We start from the raw sequence: 24,561 nt of genomic DNA on the forward strand, positions 1-24,561 counted from the left end.
CCCAAACATGCTTTCCAATTCTCCCGAACGCCGTCCGCCGGGGTTCATACCTGTCCTGACCTGCAACGGAGCAAACGGCTGGGCGACGGCTGAACCTGGCTGGACGGGGATGAATGAGACCAAAACTGAGACCAGGATCCGTCGCCCAGCGGGCGGTCTGTTGCTAGCCGACCGACACTTGATCATGTGCTTAGACCACCGGACCGAGCGCCGACCTCGTTCACAGTGTGTGATCGGCTCGTGGTGCGACGATTCGCCGGGCGCGACTCGGTGGAGGAGCTGACGAGCCTCCTCCACCGTGCCTACGCCGATCATGCTGCAGCAGGGCGGGCCTTCTTTGCCTCCTACCAGTCGGTGGAGGACACGGCCAGCCGACTGGGAAAGGGCGAGTGCTGGTCGGCAGTGCTGGGGGCAAAGCTGGTGGGAACCGTGACGCTGGCGGCCCCACACAAGGTGCCGGACGGCTACCCAGCTCCGGCGGGCGCGGGCTCGTTCTGGCAGCTGGCGGTGGACCCCGCGTATCGGGGGACGGGGCTTGGGCAACGGCTGTTGACCCTGGCGGAGGAGCGGATCATAGCTCTCGGGGCGACCGAGGTGGTCATCGACACGTCGGTCGAGGCGATCGAGTTGGTCGACTGGTACCAGCGGCGGGGATATGTGCCGGTTGGGACCTGGCGGTGGGATGTGACCAACTACGAGAGTGTTGTGCTCCTGAAGGGCCTTGCCGCCAGCTGACTGGTGGGTCAAGCGGGTCGTACCGGAGTCGATCAGATCTTGGCCTTGCGCCATGGAGCGGCGGGATCCGAGAGCGTGTCGAGAATCAGCTCGCACCAGGTCACGGCAGCATTGACCGTCAGGCGAGCATGACGTACGCCAAGCCCGGACGGTGCGCTCGCCTGACCGTGACCGCTGCCGAAGCCCTGGTTTCGCAGCTCGGCAACGCCGATCGCGATGTTCACCGATCCCGAAAGGATCTTCTTCACGGCTTTGCTGCCGTCGGGCCCGTCGGGAGCCGAGGCGGCATCGAGCTTCAGCGCCTTCTGGACTGTGCTGATCAGAGCGGGGAGCGCGGCGTTCCTATCGACCTCGACGTTCAGCTCCCGAAGGGCTGTCTTCGCCGTCGCCTCGATGAGCTGCTTGGCCGCGCCAATGGCCCCGTGTGGGTCGGTCGTCAGGTCTCGCCGAATTCGTTCCAGCTCGATCGTGATGCCCGAGGCATCGCTCAGGGTGCTGAGGTCCCGGACAAGTACCGGGGGGTTGGACCAGGAGATCCTCCCCTCCCTGTCGAGGGTGAAGCCGTCCCGCTCCAAGCGCACCCTGATGTCGTCCAGCCATTTCGGCGTGCCCTGGTCGTCCGGGTTCCGGTATGCACGGATGAAGTCCTCGAAGACCAGGAGCGCACGCCGTACGTGGTTCGGATCCGACCAGTCCACGCCCTCCGCGTACAACATGAACTCGGTCCGCCGCTGGCCTGGGTCTTGGTACTTCAGCTCGTCTGGCGGAATGGGCGCGAACCCGTGGTCCTCCCACAACTCGGCCACGATCCGGACAGTCAGGTCCGTGGCCAGAGAGCGGAAGGCGTTGCGGGTTGCGGGGCTCACCAGCTCCCGCCGTGCGGTGACGGTCATGGTCTGAAGATAGGAGCAGACCCCCATGCCGTCACGGTCTTTTCCCGAAAGGGGCAGCCGCTCCCTGCTGCAACTGTCTGACCAGTCAGTCTCGGCCACCGAAGCTGAGACCTTGGCGAAGGGTTGTGGGCGCGGTTCCGGGATCGGAAACGCGCCCACAACGCGCAGATGTCGGGCGTGGGACCGCTACTGGGCGAGGTGCTGTGCGGCCTCCTGGGCGGCGATCGTGAGGGCTTCGTCGAGGGCTTCGGTGCGGCGGCCTCCGGCGCTGGCGATGGCTCCCTTGCCGCCGGCTCCGCCGCCGACAGCACGGGCTGCGGAGGTGAGGATCTGGCTGGCCTGGGTGTCGGCCTCGTGGAGACTGCGGGTGATTGCGGCGGCGAGCAGGGCCTTGCCCTGGTGCTCGGTGCCGAGGACGACGACGGCTCGGCCGTCGTCGAGGAGGTCGACGGTCCCACTGGCAAGGCGACGGAGCTCGTCGGGGCCGAGGCCGGTCACCTTCTGGGTAGTGATCCGGCCGCCGGCGACTGGGCGCGCCGCTGCGGCGAGCCGCTGGGCTTGGTCGCGCAGCTCGGCATCCTTGAGACGATCGAGTTCCTGCTGGGCGGTGGTGAGGGCGTCGAGGCGCTTGCGCAGGGCTTCGGGAGCGTCCTTGGGGCGGGTGCCGAGGAGAGCGGAGAGTTCTTCGAGGAGGCGGCGTTCGGTGTCGTAGTAGTTGAGGGCGTCGCGGCCGGTGAGGGCCTCGATGCGGCGGAGGTTGGAGCCGATGGAGGCTTCGCCGAGGATACGGACGGGGCCGGCGTTGGAGCCGTGGCCGACGTGGGTGCCGCCGCACAGTTCGCGGGAGAAGTCGCCGATGTCGACGACGCGGACGTGGTCGCCGTACTTCTCGCCGAACAGTGCCGTCGCCCCGGCGGCCTCCGCGTCGGCGCGGGAGGCGTGCCAGATGCGGACCTCGGGGTCGTCGAGCAGGTGGTCGTTGACCAGGGCCTCGATGGCGGCGAGCTGGGTGGGGTCGACGGCGGAGAAGTGGGCGAAGTCGAACCGGAGCCTTCCGGTGTCGACGAGAGAGCCGTGCTGGCGGGCGTGGTCGCCGAGGGTGCGGCGAAGCATGGCGTGCAGCACGTGGGTCGCGGAGTGGGAACGCGCGACGGCATCCCGGCGCCCGCCGTCGACGACGGCCTCGGCGGCCTGGCCGCTGCGGATCTCGCCTTCGAGGACGCGCACGGTGTGGACGTGGAAGCCCTCCAGGCCGAGCCTGGTGTCGAGCACCTCCAGGACGGCGCCGCCGCCGGTGCGGATGATGCCGGTGTCGCCGACCTGGCCGCCGGACTCGGCGTAGAACGGGCTGCGGTCGAGGACCAGCTCGAGGGTGCTGCCCTGCTCGGCTCCGGGCACGACGGTGCCGTCGGCGATCAGGCCGAGGACGCTGGCCTCGATGGTGAGGCGGTCGTAGCCGACGAAGTCAGTGCGGCCGTGGCGGGCGGACAGCTCGCGGTAGGTGTCCTGGCGGCGCAGGGCCTCGGCGGTCTTGGCTTTGCCACCGGCCTTGGCACGCTGCTGCTGCTCGGTGAGCAGGGCGGCGAAGCGGTCCTCGTCGACGGTCAGGCCGGCGTCACGGGCGGCCTCGACGGTCAGCTCGACGGGGAAGCCGTACGTGTCGTGCAGTTCGAACGCGGTGTCCCCGGCGAGGGAGGTGGAGCCGGTGGTGCGGGTGTGGGTGATAGCGGCGTCCAGCAGCCGGGTGCCCTGGGTGAGGGTGCGGGTGAAGGACTCTTCCTCGGCGGTGACGACCTGCTCGATCAGCGTGGACTGGGCGTTCAGCTCGGGCCAGACGTCGCCGAGGTTGCTGACCACGCTTGCCGTGGCGGCCTGGAGGACCGGGCCGTCGATCCCGAGCAGGCGGGCGTGGCGGACGGCGCGGCGCATCAGGCGGCGCAGGACGTAGCCGCGGCCGTCCTTGGAGGGCAGGACACCGTCGGCGATGAGGAAGGCGATCGAGCGGGCGTGCTCGGTCACGACCTGGAAGGAGACCTTCTGCTCGCCGCTGCCGGGGTAGTCGCGGCCGACGAGCTCCTGGACGGTCTTGAGGGTGGGCAGGAGCAGGTCGGTGCTGCAGACGTTCTCGACGCCCTGGAGGATCGCGGCGAGGCGGTCGAGGCCGAGGCCGGTGTCGATGCTCTGCCGGGCGAGTTCTCCGAGGATCGGGAAGTCGCCCTTCTTGTCGCCCTCCCCGCGCTGGTACTGCATGAAGACGAGGTTCCAGATCTCCATGTAGCGCTCGCCGTCGACGGCGGGGCCGCCCTCGCGGCCGAAGGCCGGCCCTCGGTCGTAGTTGACCTCGGAGCAGGGCCCGCACGGTCCGGGGACGCCCATGGACCAGTAGTTGTCCTCCATGCCCAGGCGCTGGATTCGGTCAGCGGGGACGCCGATCTTCCGCCAGAGCTGCTCGGCTTCGTCGTCGTCCTTGTAGACGGTGATCCAGAGCCGGTCCTTCTCCAACTGGTAGCCCTTGGTCAGGAGTTCCCAGGCGAAGGCGATGGCGTCGGCCTTGAAGTAGTCGCCGAAGGAGAAGTTACCCATCATCTCGAAGAACGTGGCGTGCCGATTGGTGCGGCCGACGTTGTCGATGTCGGAGGTGCGCGCGCACTTCTGGATGGTGGTGGCGCGCGGGTACTCCGGGGTGACCTCGCCCAGGAAGTAGGGCTTGAACTGGTTCATACCGGCGTTGGCCAGCAGCAGGGTCGGGTCGGAGGGGATCAGCGGGCTGGACGGGACCTGGCGGTGACCGCGGGAGGCGAAGAAGTCCAGGAAGGTGGAGCGGATCTGCGTCGAGCGCATAGCGGAATGGCCCTCACGGAAGAGTCGTGGAGAGGTGGGGGGTGATCACACGCCGAGCCGGGCCGAGAACAGGGACTGAGGGGTTCTCAGTTCTCCAGCTCGACGCAGATAGCTCGCGCCCCCACGGTGTAGACCATGACTCCAGATCCATTGCTCTGAGGTGGCGCAGCCGACACCGGACGCAGCGGTCCGCTGCGACTGCACCACCAACAGTAGCGGGTCTGGGGTCAAGATCGCTTGGCGTACTCGTCGGATTGGCCGCTGCCCACCAGAAGGAGCAGCGCACCGGCGAGGTCGCCGGCATGGGGGAGGGCGAGGTCAGCGCCCGCCCGGGCCAGGGACTCGGCACCCGCGAAGCCCCAGCCAGCGCCGATGGCCCGTACGCCGGCTGCCCGGGCCGCATGCATGTCGACCTCCATGTCGCCCACGAACGCGGCGTCCCGCGGGGCGACGCCGAGTCGGCCGAGGGCGAGCAGCAGCCCATCAGGTGCGGGCTTGGGCGCGGCGTCCTCGTAGCAGACGACCGTGTCGATCAGGGCGAGAACGTTGGACGGGAGGAGCCAGCTGGCCCTGCGGCGGCTCCGCAGGGTCACGATGCCGGTGGCTGTACCGGACTCCCGCAGCGCGGCGAGGGTGCCGGTGACGAACGGGAAGACCTCGGCGTGAAGGCTGGCGGTGGCGGTCGCCGCGTCCCAGGCGTCCTCGTTGATCGCTCCCCGCATCCCGAGAGTCGCCAGTACCTGCTCGCGCGGTGTGGTGGCGGCATCGGCCGGGAGGTCGGCGACGGTGATCCGGCGGTCGAGGGCCGAGGTCGCGTATCCGGCCAGCGTGGCGAGTTGGGCGGCTCGGCTGTCGACGAGGACGCCGTCGAGGTCGAAGAGGACGGCCCGCTTCACGCGGCATCACCGGTCCGCTGGGCGGGCAGGTCGGCCTCGGTGAGCAGGGCGTGGAGGGTGACGCGGTGGTCGGCCAGCAGCATGCGGCCGCCGAGCGGGCGCTCCAGGACGCACAGGGCATCGGTGACCGGCACCCCGGCCATCCGCAACGTACGGGCCATGGTGAGCAGTTGACCACCGGAGCGGACGACGTCGTCGACCAGGACGGTGCGGCGGCCGGTGATGTCGGCACCCTCGATCTGGCGGCGGGTGCCGTAGCCCTTCGGGCGACGGCGCAGGAAGGCGGCGGGCAGGCCGGTGGCCGCCGACAGCGCGACGACGAGCGGGACTCCGCCCAGCTCGATGCCGGCCAGCGCCTGGGCGTCGTCGGGGATGAGAGCGGTCATCGCGCGGGCCGTGTCGCGCAGCAGCGAGGGGTCGGCGGCGAGGCGGTACTCGTCGAAGTAGGCGCTCAGCTGAGTGCCGTCGGCGAGCCTGAACGGGGCGTTCACGCAGGCGGTTTCGGAGAGGCGGGCGGTGAGGCCGGCCAGCGTCGGGCTGGTGGTCATGCTCCTCCGATCGGGCTGGTGTCGAGCGTTGTCAGGTGGGTGCGGAAGTCCTCGGCGGTCTCGGCGGTACGCAGGAAGCCGAGGGACCGGGTGGGCGTTTCGAAGAGCCACTTCTCCTCCTGCAGGAAGGCGAGCAGGCGAAGGGCAGCCGGGCCGGTGACGCAGAACGGCACGGGGCGGACGGTGGTCGCGTAGTAGAGCGCGGCGGTCAGCTCGTGGAGGGTGCCGACGCCGCCGGCCATGGCCACGATCACGTCGGCGTGCTCCAGGTAGTGGTTGAGCCGGGCGCCGAGGTCGGGCAGGTGGACGGACAGGGTGGCGTGACGGTTGAACGCGCCCCACTCGTCGTGCTTGCCGATCAGGGTGACCGCGGTGACGGTGGCGCCCTGGGAGGCGGCTCCGCGGGCGGCTGCCTCCATCAGGCCGTTGTAGCCGCCGTGCAGCAGCTGGTACCCGGCCTTAGCCAGGCTCCGGCCGATCTCCTCGGCCAGGGTCTCCTCCGCGGCGGAAGCCGGGACGACGCCGCCGAAGAAGACGGCGGTCAGGGCCTCGCGGGCCCGGCTGGCGGCCGGGCCCGCAGGGTGGAGTGCGTTCACACCAACTCCTGGTACGTGCGGTAGGCGGTGACGGCGTCGTGCAGGTTGTGGAGCGCATGCGGGCAGGCCCGCTCCACCAGGGCGAGCACCCGCTCGATCGCGCCGTTGACGTCGGTCGCCTCCGGGATCGCGGGGCCGCTGATCGCCGCGTCCAGGTCGCCCAGGCAGGCCCGGCCGATCGGGGTAACGGCGATCTCCTCGCGCAGCTGGTACCAGCCCCAGAACTGCGAGGCCGGCGCGAGGGCGGTCTTGATGAGGTTCTTCGTCGCGGTGTGCAGCCGGTGCCACTCCGAGTACGCGACGAACCGCTGACCACGCTTGATCCGCTTGTGCAGGAGCACGGCCAGGACCAGGTGCTCGATCAGCAGCTCGGTGCACGTGCGCGGCCGTGCGAGGAAGGCGGCGGTGAAGCTCTCCGCCACCGCGACGTCCGGCGTGGCCGCCGGTGCGGGTTCGCGGTCGAGGATGACGGCGCTGCTGACCGTCTCCCGCAGACGCGGGATGCGGGAGGCGGGCGCGAGGTAGAGGTCGATCTGGTGGAGTCGTCCGTCGTCGGGGACTAGGAAGACCATCCCGAGGCCGCCGAGGTCGGCGACGATCGTGTCGCGCCAGCCGGGCAGCAGGGCCCCGGCCTCGACGGACATCAGGGTGTCCAGGGCCTCGACGAAGGCCGGCAGCTGGGCGTCGTGCACGCCGACGACGAAGTCGAGGTCGGAGAGGCGGTCGGCGGTGCCGTGGGCCAGCGACCCGCGGACCATCAGGTGGGTGACGGCCGGGGAGGTGGCCAGGATGTCGGCGAGCTTTGACAGCAGCGGCAGCTGGGCGGGCCGGTTGGCCTGGGTGATCTCTGCCAGTTGCAGGGTGGGCATGCGCTTCTCCCTTCGGAGTGTGGGATTCGTGGGCGCGGGCTGCTGAGGCAGTCAGAGCGTGAGGGCGAGGAGGCGGCGCTTGGCCGCCGTCCAGCGCGTCGCGGCCTCCATGTCGCCGAGCGAGGTGTGCAGTTCGGCGATCAAGTCGTAGGCCGTTCCTTCCGGCAGGTCGTAGGTGTAGAAGAGCCGCAGCAGCATCCGCTCGGCCGCCTCGGTGTAGCCCAGGGTGGCCATGTTGCGGGCGGTCTCCAGCCGTTCGGCCAGGACCGTCTGGTCGGCGGCGGGCAGCGGCTTTGCGACCGTCGGGTGGAGCGTGGGGCGGCGGGCGAGGCGCCGGTAGGTGTCGTCGGCGTACACGTCGGCGATCAGGTGGATCCGGTCCGGGCCGAGCAGGTTGCACACCCCGTGCGCGTAGGTCGGGGTGAGTCGCCAGATCCGGCCGCCCGCCATGTGCACCTTGGTGCCGCCGGTGACCAGGAAGGCGGAGCTGTTGGTGTGCAGCGGGATGTGCAGCCGGTGCCGCTCGACCTGGTCGAGTTCGTCGTAGTCGCGGTGTTCCCAGAGGAAGGCGTTGCCCTCCAGCCGGGCGAGCCGCACCCACATGAAGTCCAGGCCGAGCTCGGCCAGGAATGCGGCGGTGGCCGGCATCTTCCCCAGCAGGCCGGTCGGGCGGGCGGCGCAGTCGCCGATCGTCACGTCGGCGGCGTCGCCGGAGGCGTTCATGAGCGAGGTGGTCCACCAGCCGCCGGACTGGTAGGCGCCGTACTCTGCCTTCCACGGCGCCTTGGCGGTCAGGGCCTCGTGGCGCATCCGCTCCAACTGGGCGGAGTCCACGGAGTCCAGCTGGGCGATCTGCCCGGCCAGAGTGGTCAAGGTGCTGTCCATCGGTTCCCTCCCGTTGCCGGCCCCCGAGCGGCGAGCCGGTGTGCACGTAGTGCTGGATGGGGCGGTTCGGACGGCGCTACCGTTCGCAGCTGCCGATCTCACGCTTCGCTGTCGGAGATTCACGGAAAGCGAAGTGCCGCTCAGCATGGCCTCGGAGGCGGTGGCACCGATACGACGTGGCCGCCGTCACGAATACGCCGTCATCTCCGGCGCTGAGGCGTGGTCGATGGCGTCGTGCGTCATGACTGCCGTCATGGCTGCCGTCATCTGGGCCGCAAGGCCGCCGAAGGGGTTTCCTGCCGAACGCTCGTGGCTATCGTCGAATCAGACGAACGGGGACCGGAGAGGATCTGCGGTGGCTGAAACTCCCACGCTCTTACGGGTCTTGACGCTGAGGCGGCACTGGCAGGTCTACGAGACCTTCAAGATTCGGTTCGAAGGCGCCGCAGCCCGCCTCGCCAAGGCCGAGACCGACCCGCGCCTGGCAGGGCTGTCGGTCTCCAAGCGGCAGTTCGAGCGCTGGTACGGCGGCGCCGTGAAGACCCGGCCCTATCCGGACCAGTGCCGGGTCCTGGAAGCCATGTTCGGCGGCATCAGCGTCGACCAACTACTCGGACCCGCACGCCCGCGGCCCGATGTCCGCGGGGTGTCCCCGCTCGTCGTCCCGCCGCCACAGCCGGTCCCTGTCCTCCTCCCATCCGAGCAGGCACAGGTACTGCCTGCTGGTGGCCTGTTCAGCAGCGAGGCCCGCCTCGACGCGGGCACCACGGAATTGGAAAGGCAGGTCGCGATGGCGGCTCGTCGTGCGCTTCGCTTCACCGCGATGGCGGAAGGAAGCAGTATCGGCCCGGAGACCCTGGGCCAGATTCAGGACGAGGTACGGCGACTCACCGTCGCGTATCCCAAACTCGCCCTGCCGACCCTGCTCGGCGACCTCGTCGAGGTCCAGGATCTGACCTTCCGGCTCCTGGAACACGGCCGCGTCAAGCCCCTGCAAGCCCGCGAGCTCTACCTGCTCGCCGGCATCACCTGCGGCATGCTCGCCAAGGCCAGCCACGACCTGGGCAACCCGAGCGCCGCCATGATGCAGGCCCGCACCGCTTTCGTCTGCGCGGACAACGCCGACCACCACGCCATGCGCGCCTGGGTCCGGTCGCTGCAGTCGCTCATCTCCTACTGGGCGGGCCGCCCGGCCGAGGCCGCCGACTACGCCGACCTCGGGCAGGTCGCCGCCGGCACTGTCCGAGGCACCACGAGCGTCTGGCTCGCCTGTCTCTCCGCTCGCGCCCACGCCCTGCTCGGTGACGGCGAGGCGACCCGCGCTGCCATCCAGCGTTCCGAGGACGCCCGTGCCGTGGCCCAGCCCGACGACCTGGACGGCTTCGGCGGCATCATGACCTTCCCCGTGCCCCGACAGCTCTACTACGTCGCCGAGGCCACCGTGCACCTCGGCGAGGATCCCGCGCTCGGCGAGCGCCAGGCGGAGGCCGCCGTCGCCGCCTACCGCACCGCGACCGAGGACGAGTGGGCCTTCGGCGACGAGGCCGGCGCCCAGACCGACCTCGCGCTCGCCCGCCTCGCCCGAGGAGAGATCGACGGCGCAGCCGAGGCCGTCCGGCCCGTGCTCGACCTGCCTATCGAGCAGCGGAATTTCGGCATCATCAGCAGTGCCCAGCGCGTCTACGCGGCCCTGCCGTCCGGCGGCCGACGAGTCGTCGGGGCGGTGGCCGATCTGCGTGAGGAGATCGAGGCGTTCACCGCCACCCCGACCTCGGTCCTCATCCGGTGACCGCGCAGGTAGGCTCCGCGGCCATGACCCCAGTCCACCTGGCCGGCCCCCGCCTGGCACTGCGCGAGATCGAACACGAGGACACCGACGCCCTCCTGGCCATCTACGGCGACCCCGAGGCCACGCGGCACCTCAGCTTCGAACCCCGCACGCGAGACCAGGTCCAGGCGATTGTCGACCGCTCGATGAACTCCGCGCAGGACAACCCGAGGACCGAGTTCGCTCTCGCCGTGACCCACCTTGGCGAGCACCGGCTGATCGGGTACGCGCGCCTGGCCGCCGAACCCCAGCAGGCCGCCACCATCGGCTTCGCTCTCCACCAAGCGGAGTGGGGCAAGGGGCTCGGCGTCGAGATGGTCGACCTCCTGTGCGCGCTCGGCTTCAAGTTTCTGGGTCTGCACCGCATTTGGGCCGCACGCTCACCGCTCAACGAGCCTTCTGCGCGAACGCTCCTGCGCGCGGGTATGACCGAGGACGGCCGCATCCGCGACCACGTCTTCGTCCAGGGCGCGTGGCGGGACTCGATCACCTATTCGATCCTGGAGCACGAGTGGACACCGGTCGACGGACTGCAGGCCGTTGGGACGGTCGTGTCCGATGGTGCGGAGAGCGCTCAGTCACCCGGCGGCCGACCTGGCGGAGATGTGCCAGGGGAGAGGTGACGTCGTGCTGACCGAGTTTTCCGTGCCGCACATGGTGATCCCTGGTGTAACTGAGTTCGCCCGTGGAGGGCTGCCCGACCCGCCGTCGACCGATGACGGAAACTGCCGGGTCGGCGAGGATGCGCTGGGCGTGGTCGGGGACGGCTGAGCGGATGTCGCCGGCGAGGGTGTTGGTGATCTCCGGCTTCGGTTGGCGGTGGGCTAGGGCTGCGGCCTGGTCGTAGGCGGTCTGCTGGACGGCCTGCTGGGCGTGGCTGCATGCCTGGTGCCAGCGGCCGGACACGGCCATGGATTGCCTCCTGCCGGAGGAGCGGTGCCCGGTGGGAGCGAATGCGATGGCTCGGCCAGAGAGGCTGTCAGTCGGATGCGGGCGTGTCGCCGCCCCATCCGGTGGATCTCTGCAACTGCAAACCAAAACTGCAACCATGCAACGCCGAAGGCCCCGGCCGGTTTCCCGGTCGGGGCCTTCGTGCTGCCATGGCTGGCAGAGGCGGAGGATACGAGATTCGAACTCGTGAGGGGTTGCCCCCAACACGCTTTCCAAGCGTGCGCCCTAGGCCACTAGGCGAATCCTCCGTGGGAGAGCTTAGTACATGTTTTGGGGTGCTCGCGACCACGTATCTCGCAGGTAGGGGGTGGGGGTGGCCTGGGGATGGTGGGGCGGGGTGGTGGTGGAGGGGAGGGGCCGGGATCCGGTAGTGTTGGGGCCAGCCCCTCGTGTGGCGCTAACTCTCTGAACTCCCCCAGGGCCGGAAGGCAGCAAGGGTAGGAGGGCTCTGGCGGGTGCACGAGGGGTCTTCGCGTTTCCGGGGGCCGGTGGGGCACGGGGTGTCGAGGGGCGACGCGTTTGTCGGTCCGTCCCGATATCGTCGGGGGTGTGTCCCTAGCCCTGTACCGCCGCTACCGCCCCGAGACCTTCGCGGAGGTCATCGGGCAAGAGCACGTGACCGCTCCGCTCCAGCAGGCCCTGCGCAACAACAGGGTCAATCACGCGTACTTGTTCAGTGGCCCGCGCGGCTGCGGCAAGACGACGAGCGCGCGCATCCTGGCCCGCTGTCTGAACTGCGAGCAGGGGCCGACGCCGACGCCGTGCGGTGAGTGCCAGTCCTGCACGGACCTCGCCACGGGCGGGCCCGGGTCGATCGACGTGATCGAGATCGACGCGGCCTCGCACGGTGGTGTGGACGACGCCCGGGACCTCCGCGAGCGGGCGTTCTTCGCGCCGGTGCACAGCCGGTACAAGATCTTCATCCTGGACGAGGCGCACATGGTGACCTCGGCCGGCTTCAACGCGCTGCTGAAGGTGGTGGAGGAGCCGCCGGAGCACCTGAAGTTCATCTTCGCCACCACCGAGCCGGAGAAGGTGATCGGGACGATCCGGTCCCGGACCCACCACTACCCGTTCCGGCTGGTGCCGCCCGGCACGCTGCGGGACTACCTGGCGCAGGTGTGCGGCCGGGAGGGGATCCAGGTCGAGGACTCCGTGTTCCCGCTGGTGGTGCGGGCGGGCGCCGGTTCGGTCCGTGACTCGATGTCCGTGATGGACCAGCTGCTGGCCGGCGCCGCCGAGGGCGGTGTGACGTACGGGATGGCCACCTCGCTGCTCGGGTACACGGACTCGGCGCTGCTGGACGAGGTGGTGGACGCGTTCGCCGCGCACGACGGGGCGACGGTGTTCCAGGTGGTCGACCGGGTGGTCGAGGGCGGTCACGACCCGCGCCGGTTCGTCGCGGACCTGCTGGAGCGGCTGCGTGACCTGGTGATCCTCGCCACGGTGCCGGACGCGGGGGAGAAGGGGCTGATCGACGCCCCGGCCGACCGGATCGCCGTGATGCAGGCGCAGGCGGACGCGTTCGGGGCGGCGGAGCTGAGCCGGGCGGCGGACCTCGTCAACACCGGGCTGACGGAGATGCGCGGCAACGCGGCGCCCCGGCTCCAGCTGGAGCTGATCTGCGCCCGGGTGATGCTGCCGGGCGCGTACAGCGACGAGCTGTCGTTGCAGGCGCGGCTGGACAAGCTGGAGCGGCGTGCCGCGAGTGGCGGTTTCGCCGGCGGCGGGGGTTCCGGCGCTCTCGGCGCTCTCGGAGGTGTCGGCGGTGTCGGCGGTCTCGGAGGTGCGGCCGCGGCCGCACCGATGACGGTGCAGCCGGTGGTGCAGCCGGTGCAGGCGCCGCCGGTGGTGCCCGAGGTGCCGCAGGTCGCGCCGCAGCCGTCCGTGCAGGCGGCGCCCGCCCCCGCGCAGCCGGCCGCCCCGGCGCCCGGGGCGTGGCCGATCAAGCGGAGTTTCCCGCCCGCCGGGGAGGCGCCCGCGGCGGAGACCCAGGCCCCCGTGGCCGCGCCGGCCCCCGCCCAGCCCGCTCCGGCCGCCACCCCGGCACCGGCACCGGCCCCCGTCGCGCCCGCGCCCGCCCCGGTGTCCGGCGGGCAGCCGTCGGCGGCGGCGCAGCAGGGCGCGGGCCAGGTCCGGCAGCTGTGGCCGCAGATCCTGGAGGCGGTGAAGAACCGGCGCCGGTTCACCTGGATCCTGCTCAGCCAGAACGGCCAGGTGGCCGGATTCGACGGCAGCGTGCTCCAGGTCTCGTTCATCAACGCGGGTGCCCGCGACAGCTTCGTGAGCAGTAACAGCGACGACGTGCTGCGGGCCGCGCTGGCGGACGCGCTCGGCGTGGACTGGCGGATCGAGTGCATCGTCGACCCGTCCGGCGGCACGGCGGGCCCCGGTGGCGGCTCCGGTGGTGCCGTTGCCCCGAGCGGCAGTGGCGCCGCGGGCGGCTGGGGTGCCGCCCCGGCGCGTCCGGCGGCGCCCGCGCCCCAGCCAGCACCGGTCGCGCCGGTTCCCGCGGCCGCGCCCGCTCCGGCACCCCGTCCGGCCGCCGCGCCGATCCCGGCCCCGGTCGCGCCGGTGCCGCCGCCCGTCCAGGCGCCGACCCCGCCGCCCCCGGCGTACCCGTCGCAGGCGGTGGCCCCGGAGGACGACGTACCGGAGGAGGACGACCCCGATCTGAACGAGGACGTCTTCTCCGGGCAGGAGCTGATCATCCGCGAGCTGGGCGCCACGGTGCTGGAGGAGATCCGGCACGGTGGCAACTGAGCAGCACGTAGGCTCGTCGAGGACGTTGTAGGAGCGGACCGAACGCAAGGAGTGAGCCGTGTTTCCCGGTGGTGGCCAGCCCAACATGCAGGCGCTGCTCAAGCAGGCGCAGAAGATGCAGCAGGACCTCGCCCAGGCGCAGCAGGAGCTGGCCGAGGCCAAGGTGAGCGGTTCGGCGGGCGGTGGCCTGGTCGAGGCGACGGTGACGGGGTCCGGCGAGCTGGTGGCGCTGACCATCGCGCCGGCCGCCGTCGACCCGGAGGACACCGAGACGCTGGCGGACCTCGTCCTGGCGGCCGTCCGGGACGCCAACCAGGCCGCGCAGAAGATGCAGGCCGAGCGGATGGGTCCGCTGACCCAGGGCCTCGGCGGCGGGATCCCGGGCCTGCCGTTCTGAGGGTGAACGGAACCGTGACACTGGGTACGGCCCGGGGCACCGGAGCGTACGGGGCGGACGGCCGGGTCCGGAGTTCGGACAACGGACCTGTGTGATTAATGCGGGAGTCGGGCGTCGGGCGGTGCGCCCGGCGCCCGATTCGTTGGATGATGGCACCGGAGCACCCCGCGCGGGTGCCACCGGTCCAACCCGAGGGAAGGCGCGACGTTGTACGAGGGCGTGGTTCAGGACCTGATCGACGAACTGGGCAGGCTGCCCGGCGTCGGGCCCAAGAGCGCGCAGCGGATCGCCTTCCACGTCCTTCAGGCCGACCCGGTCGACGTCCGCCGGCTGGCGCACGCGCTGCTGGAGGTCAAGGACAAGGTGCGGTTCTGCGCCGTCTGCGGCAATGTCGCGGAGGCCGAGCGGTGCCGGGTCTGTCTGGACCCGCGCCGCGACCTCACGGTCATCTGCGTGGTCGAGGAGCCCAAGGACGTCGTCGCCATCGAGCGCACCCGGGAGTTCCGCGGCCGCTACCACGTGCTGGGCGGCGCGATCAGCCCGATCGAGGGCGTCGGACCGGACGATCTGCGGATCCGCGAACTGCTGTCGCGGCTCGCGGACGGCACTGTCACCGAGCTGATCCTGGCCACCGACCCCAATCTGGAGGGGGAGGCGACCGCCACCTATCTGGCCCGGCTCTGCAAGCCGATGGGCCTGAAGGTGACCCGCCTGGCGAGCGGCCTGCCCGTCGGCGGGGATCTGGAGTACGCGGACGAGGTCACACTCGGTCGCGCCTTCGAAGGGAGACGACTGCTCGATGTCTGACCGGACGATCAACCAGCAGCCCCACGCGCCCCATCAGGCCGGGCCGGAGGAGGAACGGGACACCGCGCAGGTGCCGCGCCCTCCGCACACGCACGCGCACGGCTCCGAGCCGGACGACTTCGCGGTGCAGATCGCGGACTCGGTGGAGAGCTTCGTGCTCTCGGTGACCGAGGTCGCCAAGGGCGACGAGCCCGGCAGCGCCGTCTCCCTCCTCCTGCTGGAGGTCTCGCAGCTGCTGCTGGCCGGCGGCCGGCTGGGCGCCATCGAGGACGTCGTCCCCGAGGACCGCTTCGAGCCCGACACCGGTCCGGAGCCGGACGGCGAGCAGCTGCGGGAGCGGCTGGCCGTGCTGCTCGCGCCGATCGACGTCTACCACGAGGTCTTCGACCCGTACGGGCCGCCGGAGAAGCCGAGCGCGTTCCGGATCTCGGACGACCTGGCCGGGGTGGTGAGCGAGCTGCAGCACGGGCTCACCCACTACCGCGAGGGCCGGGTCAGCGAGGCGCTCTGGTGGTGGCAGTTCTCGTACCTGTCCAACTGGGGCACGACCTGCACGGCCGTCCTGCGGGCGCTGCAGTCGCTGATCGCGCACGTCCGGCTGGACAGCCCGATCGGGGCGGCGCCGGACGGGGCGGACACGGACAACGACGGGCTCACCGACGAGCAGCTGGAGCAGCAGGCCGGTGACCTGATGGCGGCCGAGCTCGGCCGGGGTCTCTAGGGGCCGGCGCCCGGGCGGGAAGCACGGGGACGCGGGCCGCCCGGGGCCCCGGGCGGCGGGAGTGTGACGGAAACCTCACTCCTGGCCGCCGGACGGAAAACCCCGGGGCGGCCGTCCCTCCCCCCGTCGATTCTTCGGAACGGCGCACGCCTGCCCGCAGACCTGCCGGTGGCGGTATCCACACCCCCGCTCACCTGCCGAAACGTGTGTCTCATCATATGGAAAGCGGAGGTCGGGGCACCCCCGCTCGGTAGACTGGCGCCGACCGCACAGCCCCCGCCACCCGGGGGTGCGGGGGCCGAGCGCCCCCGGAAACGACACAAGTCGAGGAGCGCACGTGGGCCTTGTCGTGCAGAAGTACGGCGGCTCATCCGTTGCGGATGCCGAGGGCATCAAGCGCGTGGCCCGTCGAATCGTTGACGCCAAGAAGGCCGGCCATGAGGTCGTCGTCGTGGTGTCCGCGATGGGCGACACGACGGACGAGCTCATCGAACTCGCGGAGCAGGTGTCACCTCTCCCCGCCGGCCGCGAGTTCGACATGCTGCTGACCGCTGGAGAGCGCATCTCCATGGCGCTGCTGGCCATGGCGATCAAATCCCTGGGCCACGAGGCGCAGTCGTTCACAGGGAGCCAGGCCGGCGTCATCACCGACTCCGTCCACAACAAGGCGCGCATCATCGATGTGACGCCGGGCCGCATCCGCACCGCCCTGGACGAGGGCAACATCGCGATCGTGGCCGGCTTCCAGGGCGTCTCGCAGTCGAGCAAGGACATCACCACGCTCGGCCGGGGCGGCTCGGACACCACCGCCGTCGCCCTCGCCGCCGCCCTCAAGGCGGAGGTCTGCGAGATCTACACCGACGTGGACGGCGTGTTCACCGCCGACCCGCGCGTGGTGAAGAAGGCCCGCAAGATCGACTGGCTCGCCTACGAGGACATGCTGGAGCTGGCCTCGTCCGGTTCCAAGGTGCTGCTCGACCGCTGTGTGGAGTACGCGCGCCGCTACAACATCCCGATTCACGTACGCTCGTCGTTCTCGGGTCTTCCCGGGACGATCGTCAGCAACGACAACCCGCACCAGCCCGAAGGGGGCGAGATGGAGCAGGCCATCATCTCCGGAGTCGCCCACGACACGTCCGAGGCCAAGGTCACGGTCGTCGGCGTCCCGGACAAGCCGGGCGAGGCGGCGCGCATCTTCCGCGCCATCGCCGACGCCGAGGTCAACATCGACATGGTCGTGCAGAACGTCTCGGCGGCGTCGACCGGTCTGACCGACATCTCCTTCACCCTGCCGAAGGCCGAGGGCCAGAAGGCCATCGACGCGCTCGACCGGGTCCGGGAGGGCATCGGCTACGAGTCGCTCCGCTACGACGACGCGATCGGCAAGATCTCGCTGGTCGGCGCGGGCATGCGCTCCAACCCGGGCGTCACGGCGACCTTCTTCGAGGCGCTCTCCGCGGCCGGCGTCAACATCGAGCTGATCTCCACCTCGGAGATCCGGATCTCGGTGGTCACCCGCGCCGACGACGTCAACGCGGCCGTGCAGGCCGTCCACTCCGCCTTCGGGCTGGACAGTGAGACGGACGAGGCCGTGGTCTACGGGGGCACCGGGCGATGACCCGGCGGCCGAACCTCGCCGTCGTCGGCGCCACCGGCGCGGTCGGCGAGGTGCTCCTCGGCCTGCTCTCCCTCCGTCAGGACATCTGGGGCGAGATCCGTCTCGCCGCCTCCCCGCGCTCGGCCGGCCGCAAGGCGTTCGTGCGCGGGGAGTCCGTCGAGGTGCTCCCGCTGTCGGAGGAGCTCTTCGAGGGGGTGGACGTCGCGCTGTTCGACGTCCCCGAGGAGATCGCCGCCCGCTGGGCGCCGATCGCGGCCGCCAAGGGCGTCGTGGTGGTCGACAACTCCGGCGCGTTCCGGCTGGACGACGCCGTTCCGCTGGTGGTGCCCGAGGTCAACGCGGCCGCCGTCCGGATGCGCTCGCGCGGGATCGTGGCGAGCCCGGACTCCACCACGCTGACCATGATCGCGGCGATCGGCGCCCTGCACGCCGAGTACGCCCTGGAATCGCTGGTGGTCGCCTCCTACCAGGCCGCCTCCGGGCTCGGCCGGGACGGCACGGACGCCCTGCGCGCGCAGCTCGCCCAGGTGGCCGGCACCGAGGTCGGCGAACAGACCGGCGACCTGCGGGCGGTGATCGCCGACCACGGACCGTTCGCCGCTCCGCTCGCGCTCAACGCGGTGCCCTGGGCCGGTGTGCTGACCGACGGCGGCTGGTCGTCGGAGGAGCGCACCGTGCGCGACGAGTCCCGCAAGATCCTCGGCCTGCCCGGCCTCAAGGTCTCGGCGACCTGTGTGCGGATCCCGGTGGTGCGCACCCACGCGCTCGCCGTGCACGCGGTGTTCGAGCGCGAGGTCACCCAGGAGCACGCCCACGAGATCCTCCGCGACGCCCCCGGGGTGCTGCTGTACGACGACCCGGCGGCGGGCGAGTTCCCGACGCCGAACGACGCGGTGGGGACGGACCCGGTCTGGGCCGGCCGGCTGCGGCGCGCCCTGGACGACCCGAACGCGCTGGACCTCTTCCTCTGCGGCGACAACCTGCGCCGGGGCGCGGCGCTGAACGCCCTTCAGATCGCTGAGCTGGTGGCGCGGGAGATCGCCGAGCGGGCCGCGGTGACCGATGCCGATGACGCCCGCGGTGTCGCCGCCGGCGCGGCCGGTGCCGGTGGTTCCGATGGTTCCGGTGGTGCCGGAGCGGGTGCCGATGCTGCGGGGGTCGGCGCCGAGGGTGCCGGGACGGGTACGGACGGTGTCGGCGCGGCCTGAGTCCGCCCGTCCACCCGGAGTCTGCGCGGTTTGTTCGCGGACTGCTTGACGAATCCTCGCCGAATTCCCTGGAGGGGCGTTCGGCCCATGCGCGAGAATGTGCCGCGGGCCGGGCAACCATGACAGGGGATCGAGTGTCCAACGGGCGTGGCGAACGTGATGGTGGGGGCAGGAGCGGGTATCTCGGCGGCAGCCGCGGTGACGTTCCCGTCGCGTGTCCAGTGGCCTGCGGATAGGCCGGAAGAAAGCCAGATGACGGCAGTTGCACCCGGTGCCGCGGGTCCTGGCGCCGGTACCGCTGCCGGTGCCAGCGAGGACCTGCTCACCGAGACCTATCAGGCGCACTACCGCTCCTTGCTGCGGCTGGCGGCGCTGCTCCTCGACGATCTGTCGAGCTGTGAGGACGTGGTCCAGGAGGCGTTCATCCGGGTGCACGCGGCCAGGCGGCGGGTGCGGGAGCCGGAGAAGACCCTCGCCTATCTGCGGCAGACCGTGGTCAACCTGTCCCGGTCGACGCTGCGGCGCAGGATCCTCGGGTTACGGCTGCTGCCGAAGCCGATGCCTGACATGGCCAGTGCAGAAGAAGGCGCCTACGATGCGCTGGAGCGGGACCAGTTGAAGGTCGCGCTACGGGGTCTGCAACGCCGTCAGCGGGAGGTGCTGGTGCTGCGCTACTTCGTGGACATGACGGAGGCGCAGGTCGCCGAGACCCTCGGCATCTCGCTCGGTTCGGTGAAGGCGTACGGCTCACGGGGGCTCGCCGCGCTGAGGGTCCAGATGGAGGCCGGGCATGGCTGAGGGCGGTCGGATGGATGACGGCGATCGGACCGGTGACGGCGATCGGGCCAGTGGCGGTGGCAGGGCGGCCGACGGCGGCAGGTTCGGTGACGGTGGCGGTGTGGGCGGCGGTGGCACGGCGGCCGGGGGCGGCCGGGCGGACGCTCCGGCGTCGGCCGGCCACGAGGAGCTGCTGGTACGGGAGTTGATGCTGCGGGCCGTCGCCGAGGTCCAGCCGGAACCCGGCGGGCTGCAGCGCATCCGGCGGGCGGTGCCCCGGCGGAGGGCAGCCCGGCGCGGGGCCTGGACCGGCGCCGCCGCCGTGGCGGTGGTCGCCTCCTTCCTCCTGCCCGCCCTGCACACCACGGACCACCTCGGCCTGTCCGGCGGCCCGGGCGCGTCCGGCGCCGGGAGCGGCAGTTCCTCCCCGAGCGTCGCGGGCACCCTCCCCGGCGGGGGAGTCGGCACGGCCCACCGGCCGCCGGTTCCCGACAGCGGGACACCGACCGCCCCCGGCAGCCCGTCCGGCAGCGTCGGCAGCGAGCCGAGCGCCGGCGCAAGCGGTACCGGCCAGGCGTCCGGTACCTTCGCCCCGAGCCCCGGCACCACCGGCGGCGAGGCCGACAGCCCGGTGCTGGCCCTGTGCACGCGGGCCGACCTCGGACAGGGCACCGCGCAGATCGGTGCCCCGGACGCGAACGGCCGCGTCTACGGCTCCTTCACGATGACCAACGTCTCCGGCCGCAGCTGCCGGCTCGGCGGGCCCGGATCGGTCACGGTCACGGGCCGGACGGGACCCGCCGGCGCCGCCGGCACCACGGGCGCGGACGCCGGGAGGATCCGGATCGCCTTCCACACCGCCGGCGACCCGGCGACCGGTCTGCCCGTACCCGGGCCCTCGGCCGGCCCGGCCGCGGGGAGCGATGCCGGGAGCAACGGCCTCGTCCTCGCGCCTCGCGCCGCCTACCGGGTCGACATCGCGTGGATCCCGGACCCGGCGGGATGCCCCGTCCCGGGCGGGACGACCTCGCCGAGCGCCTCCGCCGGGTCCGGGGGAGCGGGCTCGACCGGCGGCGGTACGGCGGGCGGGGGCGGAGCGACCGGCGGCGGCGCCACCGGGTCCGCGACGGGCGAGGGCGGTGCGACCGGCGGCCCGGGAACGGGCGGGGGCGGCGCACTGCCGGGGGCGGGCGGCGCCAATGGCGGGAGCGGTCCGACCGCCTCAGGTTCGGGCGCGGGTTCCGGTTCGGGCTTCGGTTCGGGTTCCGGGCCCGGCGCGGGGGCGAGCTCGGGCGGCACCGGCACGGGTCCCGTCGGCATCGCGGCGACCGGTGCCCGGCCGGGCGGCGGGCCGGGGATGTCGACGGGCGGCCCCGCCGGGGCGGGCCTGGCGACCGAGGCGGCTCCGCCGGCCGGTCCCACCGGGGCGCCGAGCACGGCACCGCAGCCGAGCGGCTCGACGACCGGGGGGAGCACCGGGACCCCGAGCCCGTCCGCGAGCCCGGCGCCCGGGCCGGGCAAGGCTTCGGCGAGCGTCACCCTGGCGTACACGCCGGCTCCGGGCAATCCGGCCGCCGCCCGCGTCGTCCTGGCCGACGCCTGCGCGGGCACGGTCTACCGCACCGCGCCGCGGGCGGTGGCCCCGGACGCCCAGGCCCCGACGCCCGACGCCTCGCCGTCGGCGGGGTGACGGGCGGCGGGTGACGTCCTCGTCGGCGCGCCCGCTGACACCCGCCCGTCGCGCACCCGCCCGCCACGGCCGCCCGCTTCACCCGCCCGCCTCGGGCCGGGCGGGAGAAGTCGGCGGGGCCGACTTTCAGGCCGAGATGGGGGCCGGGGGACGGGCGGAGTGTGAGGAGTGGTTACCGTGGGGGGTGTGTACCGGTTTCTCCTCACCCCGCGCTGGCTGAGCGGCACCGCGCTGGCCGTGGCGGCCGTGGCGGTGTGCGTCTGGCTCGGTTCCTGGCAGCTCGGCCGGTTCGAGGACCGGGTCTCCTCGCACGAGGAGATCAGCCGGGCCGTGAGCGACGCCGGCGCGCCCCGTCCGCTCGGCGAACTGCTCGCCGCCGACCGGCCGCAGGTCACCACCGACACCGTCGGCCGCGCCGTGACGGTCACCGGCACCTTCGACCCCGAGCACCAGCTGCTGGTCCCCAACCGGGTGCTGGACGGCCGGCAGGGTTACTACGTGCTGACCCCGCTGCGCACCGCCGACGGCCGGACGGTCGCGGTCGTCCGAGGCTGGGCACCCGGGGCGCCGCCGGCCGGGGCGACCGCGCCCGGGGCGCCGGCGGACGCGCCCACCGGTGAGGTGACCGTCGGCGGACGGCTCCAGGCCGGCGAGACCAGCGGCAGCAACGGCGCCGTGGCCGGCGGCCTCCCGGACGGTCAGCTCGGCACCATCAACCGCGCCGCCCTCGTCAACAAGCTCGCCCTCGACGGTTGGTACGACGGCTGGGTGTCCGCCGACGTCGCGCCCGACGGGCTGACCCCGGTGCCGACCGTCCAGCCGCAGGGCGGCGACGGCCTCTCCCTGCGGGCGTTCCAGAACCTCGGCTACACGCTGGAGTGGTTCGTCTTCGGCGGTTTCGTGGTGTTCATGTGGTTCCGGCTGCTGCGCCGCGAGGCGGAGGCCGAGCAGGACCGGGCCCTCGGACTGGACCCGGTCCTGGACTGACCGGCCGACGGCGGCGCCCCGCGCGAGGGGCGCCGCCGTCGTCGCGTCAGCGGGTCGGCTTCGCGGGCGGCACGGCCGGAGCCGCCGGCTTGGACGGGGGCACCGGCTTGGTCGGAAGCACCGACGGTGCGGCGCCCGACGGCGTCGGCGACGGTGGGACGGTCGGCGACGGTGAGGTGGTGGGCGGCGGGTTGTCGCACCGGCGACCGTTGCCGTTGCCGCTGCCGTTGGAGTCGTCGTCCGAGTCGTACCGGTCGGTGTGGTGACGCGTCGTGCGGCCGCTCTTGGAGCTCTTCGACCCCTTGGACCCCTTCGAGCCCGACTTGGCGAGCAGCACCGCACCGCCCTCCGGCCCGCCCCCGGCCACCGCCGTGCGGAAGGCCGCCTTCACCACCGTGCCGCCGGCCGTCGGCGTGGCGCCGACGGCCGGCGCGGACGAGGCGGGGGAGGAGGGCGAGGAGGAGGACGATGTCGACGGCGAGACCGGCGGCGGGCAGGCCGCGCTCCCGCCGCCACCGCCGTCCTGCCCCGAGCAGCCGGTGAGCACCAGTGCTCCGGCCACCCCCGCCCCCAGGATCGTCAGCAGGCGTCTCACCCGTGTCCCCCGTTCGCTACTTCTCGCTGTCCGCCCGATTCTCGCCGACCGGGAGGCCGCCGAGGTGCCGACGGACGAAGTCGATCTCCAACCGCAACTGCTTGATCCGCTCGTCCACGACCAGCGAGCCGTGCCCGGCGTCGTACCGGTACACCTCGTGCGGCTTGCCGAGCCGCTCCAGCCCCTCGACGTAGTTGTCGATCTGCTTGATCGGGCAGCGCGGGTCGTTGACCCCGGCACTGATGTAGACCGGCACCGCGACCCGGTCGAGGTAGGTCAGCGGGGAGGAGGCGGTCCAGCGCTCGGGCACCTCCTCGGGCGTGCCGCCGAAGAGCGTGCGGTCGATCGCCTTCAGCGCCTCCATCTCGTCGTCGTACGCGGTCAGGTAGTCCGCGACCGGAACGGCGGCGACGCCGAGGCTCCACAGCTCGGGCTGCACGCCGAGCCCGAGCAGCGTGAGGTAGCCGCCCCAGGAACCGCCGGCCAGCACCAGCCGGTCCGGGTCGGCCAGTCCGCTCTCCACCGCCCAGCCGCGCACGGCCGCGATGTCCTCCAGCTCGATCAGGCCGACCCGCTCGCGCAGCGCGTCCGTCCACGCCTGGCCGTAGCCGGTCGAGCCGCGGTAGTTGACCCGGACCACCGCGAAGCCGTGGTCCAGCCAGGCGGCCGGCCCGGCGGCGAAGGAGTCGCTGTCGTGGTGGGTCGGGCCGCCGTGGATCTCGAACACGGTCGGGAACGGGCCCTCGCCCGCCCCGGCCGGCCGCTGGACCAGCGCGTGCACCCGGCCGCCCGGGCCGTCCACCCAGACGTCCTCGACCGGCACCGAACCGGGCGGGACGGCGCCGGGCGCGCGCAGCACCACCGTGCCGGCGGTCGACCGCACGGCGGACGGGTCCGCGGCGGAGGACCACAGGAACTCCACCGTGCCGTCGGGGCGCGGGGTGGCGCCGCCGACCGTGCCGCGCGGGGTGTCCAGGCGGGTGAGCACGCCGTCGTCCAGGGAGTAGGAGAACAGCTCGCTGCGCGCCTCGTACTCGTGCTCGATCAGCAGCGCGCGGGCACCGGGACGCCACTGGGCGGAGAGGTCGCCGGGCAGTTCGCGGCCCTGCTCGTCGCGGAGCGCCAGGGCGGTCTCGGTGCCGGTCGCGACGTCCCAGATCATCGGCTCCCAGCGGCCGGTGCGCTGATGGGCGACCAGCAGCCGGGTGTCGCCGTCGACGGGGGCGAAGCCCAGGCAGGCGACCCCGCGCGGGTGCTCGTGGCCGGTGACCTCGTCCAGCTCGGCGACGGTGGGAACGGTGGTGGGGTCGTCCGCGCCGTCACCCCGGGCCGCTTCCTCGCCCTCGCTCTCGCCCTTGCCGGAGAGGCGGACGACCCGGATCGCGCCGTGCATGGCGTCACCGTGCTCGGTGTGGTCGATGGCCAGCAGGGTGCCGTCGTGGCTCAGGTCGCCGACCCCGCCGTACTCCGCGTGCCGGTAGATCTCGACGGCCTCGGCCGCGCCCGGGCGGCGCAGGTGCAGGGTGGTGCCGTCCTCGTCGGTGGACCGGCCGACCACCACGGTGCCGTCCCGTCCCAGCGCCAGACCCGCGTCGTAGGACGGGGCCAGACCGGGGACGGCCTCCTCGTCCGGACCGGTGGCGCCCTCGGGCCGGCCGGCGAACGGCTGGCGGCGCCAGACGCCGTACTCGTCGCCGTCGCTGTCGTCGAACCACCAGATCCACTCGCCGTCCGGGGACAGCTCGGCGTCGGTGGTGCCGTTCGGCCGGTCGGTGGCCCGCCGGTGGGTGTCGGTGGCGCGGTCCCAGGCGTAGACCTCGTAGGTGCCGCTGGAGTTGGACACGTACAGCGCCCGGTCGGGGGCGTCCTCGGCCCAGTCCGGCAGGGAGACCCGTGCCGCCCTGAACCGCTGCTCCCACGCCGGTACCGCGCTCTTCTCCTCGCTCATCCACCCAC

At 72.3% G+C, this 24,561-nt stretch carries 22 protein-coding genes, 1 tRNA gene and 1 other RNA gene; 14 read left to right on the forward strand and 10 right to left on the reverse strand.

What is annotated here, in order from left to right; translation table 11 throughout:
- The first annotated feature begins 240 nt into the window (after window positions 1–240).
- Complete coding sequence (locus ACIQ9P_RS11830; RefSeq protein ID WP_402353577.1) at window positions 241–735, forward strand: GNAT family N-acetyltransferase; 495 nt, start codon at window positions 241–243, stop codon at window positions 733–735.
- A gap of 32 nt (window positions 736–767) precedes the next feature.
- Here the strand turns inward: ACIQ9P_RS11830 and ACIQ9P_RS11835 are convergent, their stop codons facing one another.
- The 7 genes from ACIQ9P_RS11835 to ACIQ9P_RS11865 all read right to left on the reverse strand — a co-directional run bounded on the left by ACIQ9P_RS11835 (window position 768) and on the right by ACIQ9P_RS11865 (window position 8,263).
- Window positions 768–1,628 carry an abortive infection family protein gene (locus tag ACIQ9P_RS11835; protein WP_402353580.1) on the reverse strand — a complete coding sequence of 287 codons (861 nt, stop codon included), beginning with the start codon at window positions 1,626–1,628 and terminating at the stop codon, window positions 768–770.
- Between the two features lie 186 nt (window positions 1,629–1,814).
- The gene (gene alaS / locus ACIQ9P_RS11840) at window positions 1,815–4,469 is read right to left on the reverse strand and encodes an alanine--tRNA ligase (RefSeq protein ID WP_402353583.1); all 2,655 of its coding nucleotides are present in this window, start codon (window positions 4,467–4,469) and stop codon (window positions 1,815–1,817) included.
- A gap of 227 nt (window positions 4,470–4,696) precedes the next feature.
- Complete coding sequence (locus ACIQ9P_RS11845; protein WP_402353586.1) at window positions 4,697–5,365, reverse strand: HAD family hydrolase; 669 nt, start codon at window positions 5,363–5,365, stop codon at window positions 4,697–4,699.
- The gene (locus ACIQ9P_RS11850; protein ID WP_402353589.1) at window positions 5,362–5,913 is read right to left on the reverse strand and encodes an orotate phosphoribosyltransferase; all 552 of its coding nucleotides are present in this window, start codon (window positions 5,911–5,913) and stop codon (window positions 5,362–5,364) included. Before ACIQ9P_RS11850 ends, ACIQ9P_RS11845 begins: the two co-directional genes overlap by 4 nt.
- Window positions 5,910–6,509 carry an LOG family protein gene (locus ACIQ9P_RS11855; RefSeq protein ID WP_402353592.1) on the reverse strand — a complete coding sequence of 200 codons (600 nt, stop codon included), beginning with the start codon at window positions 6,507–6,509 and terminating at the stop codon, window positions 5,910–5,912. Before ACIQ9P_RS11855 ends, ACIQ9P_RS11850 begins: the two co-directional genes overlap by 4 nt.
- Entirely contained in the window at window positions 6,506–7,378 is an 873-nt protein-coding gene (locus tag ACIQ9P_RS11860) for a hypothetical protein (RefSeq protein WP_402353595.1), read from the reverse strand. Before ACIQ9P_RS11860 ends, ACIQ9P_RS11855 begins: the two co-directional genes overlap by 4 nt.
- A gap of 51 nt (window positions 7,379–7,429) precedes the next feature.
- On the reverse strand, window positions 7,430–8,263 hold the full coding sequence (locus tag ACIQ9P_RS11865; protein ID WP_402353598.1) for an aspartyl/asparaginyl beta-hydroxylase domain-containing protein: 834 nt from the start codon (window positions 8,261–8,263) through the stop codon (window positions 7,430–7,432).
- Window positions 8,264–8,648: 385 nt separating this feature from the next.
- Here ACIQ9P_RS11865 and ACIQ9P_RS11870 point away from each other — a divergent pair, with 385 nt between their 5' ends.
- The 3 genes from ACIQ9P_RS11870 to ACIQ9P_RS11880 are packed head-to-tail and all read left to right on the forward strand — an operon-like array spanning window position 8,649 to window position 10,862.
- Complete coding sequence (locus ACIQ9P_RS11870; RefSeq protein WP_402353601.1) at window positions 8,649–10,052, forward strand: hypothetical protein; 1,404 nt, start codon at window positions 8,649–8,651, stop codon at window positions 10,050–10,052.
- A 23-nt stretch (window positions 10,053–10,075) separates the two neighbouring features.
- Window positions 10,076–10,714, forward strand: a complete 639-nt coding sequence (locus tag ACIQ9P_RS11875; protein WP_402353603.1) for a GNAT family N-acetyltransferase — start codon at window positions 10,076–10,078, stop codon at window positions 10,712–10,714.
- 4 nt (window positions 10,715–10,718) lie between these two features.
- The gene (locus ACIQ9P_RS11880) at window positions 10,719–10,862 is read left to right on the forward strand and encodes a hypothetical protein (RefSeq protein ID WP_402353606.1); all 144 of its coding nucleotides are present in this window, start codon (window positions 10,719–10,721) and stop codon (window positions 10,860–10,862) included.
- 343 nt (window positions 10,863–11,205) lie between these two features.
- Here the strand turns inward: ACIQ9P_RS11880 and ACIQ9P_RS11885 are convergent.
- A tRNA-Ser gene (locus ACIQ9P_RS11885) sits at window positions 11,206–11,290 on the reverse strand.
- A 133-nt stretch (window positions 11,291–11,423) separates the two neighbouring features.
- Between ACIQ9P_RS11885 and ffs the strand changes: the two genes are divergently transcribed.
- From ffs to ACIQ9P_RS11935, 10 genes are all read left to right on the forward strand, one after another.
- An RNA gene (gene ffs / locus ACIQ9P_RS11890) (signal recognition particle sRNA small type) lies at window positions 11,424–11,514 on the forward strand.
- Window positions 11,515–11,591: 77 nt separating this feature from the next.
- Window positions 11,592–13,805, forward strand: coding sequence for a DNA polymerase III subunit gamma and tau (locus tag ACIQ9P_RS11895; protein WP_402353608.1), 2,214 nt, complete (start codon window positions 11,592–11,594; stop codon window positions 13,803–13,805).
- Between the two features lie 58 nt (window positions 13,806–13,863).
- On the forward strand, window positions 13,864–14,202 hold the full coding sequence (locus ACIQ9P_RS11900) for a YbaB/EbfC family nucleoid-associated protein (RefSeq protein WP_078879765.1): 339 nt from the start codon (window positions 13,864–13,866) through the stop codon (window positions 14,200–14,202).
- 207 nt (window positions 14,203–14,409) lie between these two features.
- A complete protein-coding gene (gene recR, locus ACIQ9P_RS11905) occupies window positions 14,410–15,009 on the forward strand; it encodes a recombination mediator RecR (protein ID WP_402353612.1) in 600 nt (199 codons plus the stop codon).
- A complete protein-coding gene (locus ACIQ9P_RS11910) occupies window positions 15,002–15,730 on the forward strand; it encodes a DUF5063 domain-containing protein (protein WP_402353616.1) in 729 nt (242 codons plus the stop codon). Before recR ends, ACIQ9P_RS11910 begins: the two co-directional genes overlap by 8 nt.
- A gap of 337 nt (window positions 15,731–16,067) precedes the next feature.
- On the forward strand, window positions 16,068–17,348 hold the full coding sequence (locus ACIQ9P_RS11915; RefSeq protein WP_402353619.1) for an aspartate kinase: 1,281 nt from the start codon (window positions 16,068–16,070) through the stop codon (window positions 17,346–17,348).
- Window positions 17,345–18,556 carry an aspartate-semialdehyde dehydrogenase gene (locus ACIQ9P_RS11920; protein WP_402353623.1) on the forward strand — a complete coding sequence of 404 codons (1,212 nt, stop codon included), beginning with the start codon at window positions 17,345–17,347 and terminating at the stop codon, window positions 18,554–18,556. The genes ACIQ9P_RS11915 and ACIQ9P_RS11920 overlap by 4 nt, the downstream gene beginning before the upstream one ends.
- A gap of 252 nt (window positions 18,557–18,808) precedes the next feature.
- Window positions 18,809–19,354, forward strand: a complete 546-nt coding sequence (locus ACIQ9P_RS11925; protein WP_266271797.1) for a SigE family RNA polymerase sigma factor — start codon at window positions 18,809–18,811, stop codon at window positions 19,352–19,354.
- Window positions 19,347–21,023: a hypothetical protein gene (locus ACIQ9P_RS11930; RefSeq protein ID WP_402353627.1), complete on the forward strand. Its 1,677-nt coding sequence runs from the start codon at window positions 19,347–19,349 to the stop codon at window positions 21,021–21,023. The genes ACIQ9P_RS11925 and ACIQ9P_RS11930 overlap by 8 nt, the downstream gene beginning before the upstream one ends.
- 186 nt (window positions 21,024–21,209) lie before the next feature.
- Window positions 21,210–22,010, forward strand: coding sequence for an SURF1 family protein (locus tag ACIQ9P_RS11935; protein ID WP_402353630.1), 801 nt, complete (start codon window positions 21,210–21,212; stop codon window positions 22,008–22,010).
- A gap of 46 nt (window positions 22,011–22,056) precedes the next feature.
- On the opposite strand, the gene ACIQ9P_RS11940 is transcribed toward ACIQ9P_RS11935, so the two are convergent.
- Window positions 22,057–22,605 (reverse strand): hypothetical protein, encoded by a 549-nt coding sequence (locus ACIQ9P_RS11940; protein ID WP_402353633.1) that lies wholly within the window; start codon window positions 22,603–22,605, stop codon window positions 22,057–22,059.
- Between the two features lie 16 nt (window positions 22,606–22,621).
- Window positions 22,622–24,553 (reverse strand): S9 family peptidase, encoded by a 1,932-nt coding sequence (locus ACIQ9P_RS11945; protein WP_402353636.1) that lies wholly within the window; start codon window positions 24,551–24,553, stop codon window positions 22,622–22,624.
- Window positions 24,554–24,561 lie beyond the last annotated feature (8 nt).

The organism is Kitasatospora sp. NPDC094019, from assembly GCF_044764505.1.
Taxonomy (GTDB): domain Bacteria; phylum Actinomycetota; class Actinomycetes; order Streptomycetales; family Streptomycetaceae; genus Kitasatospora.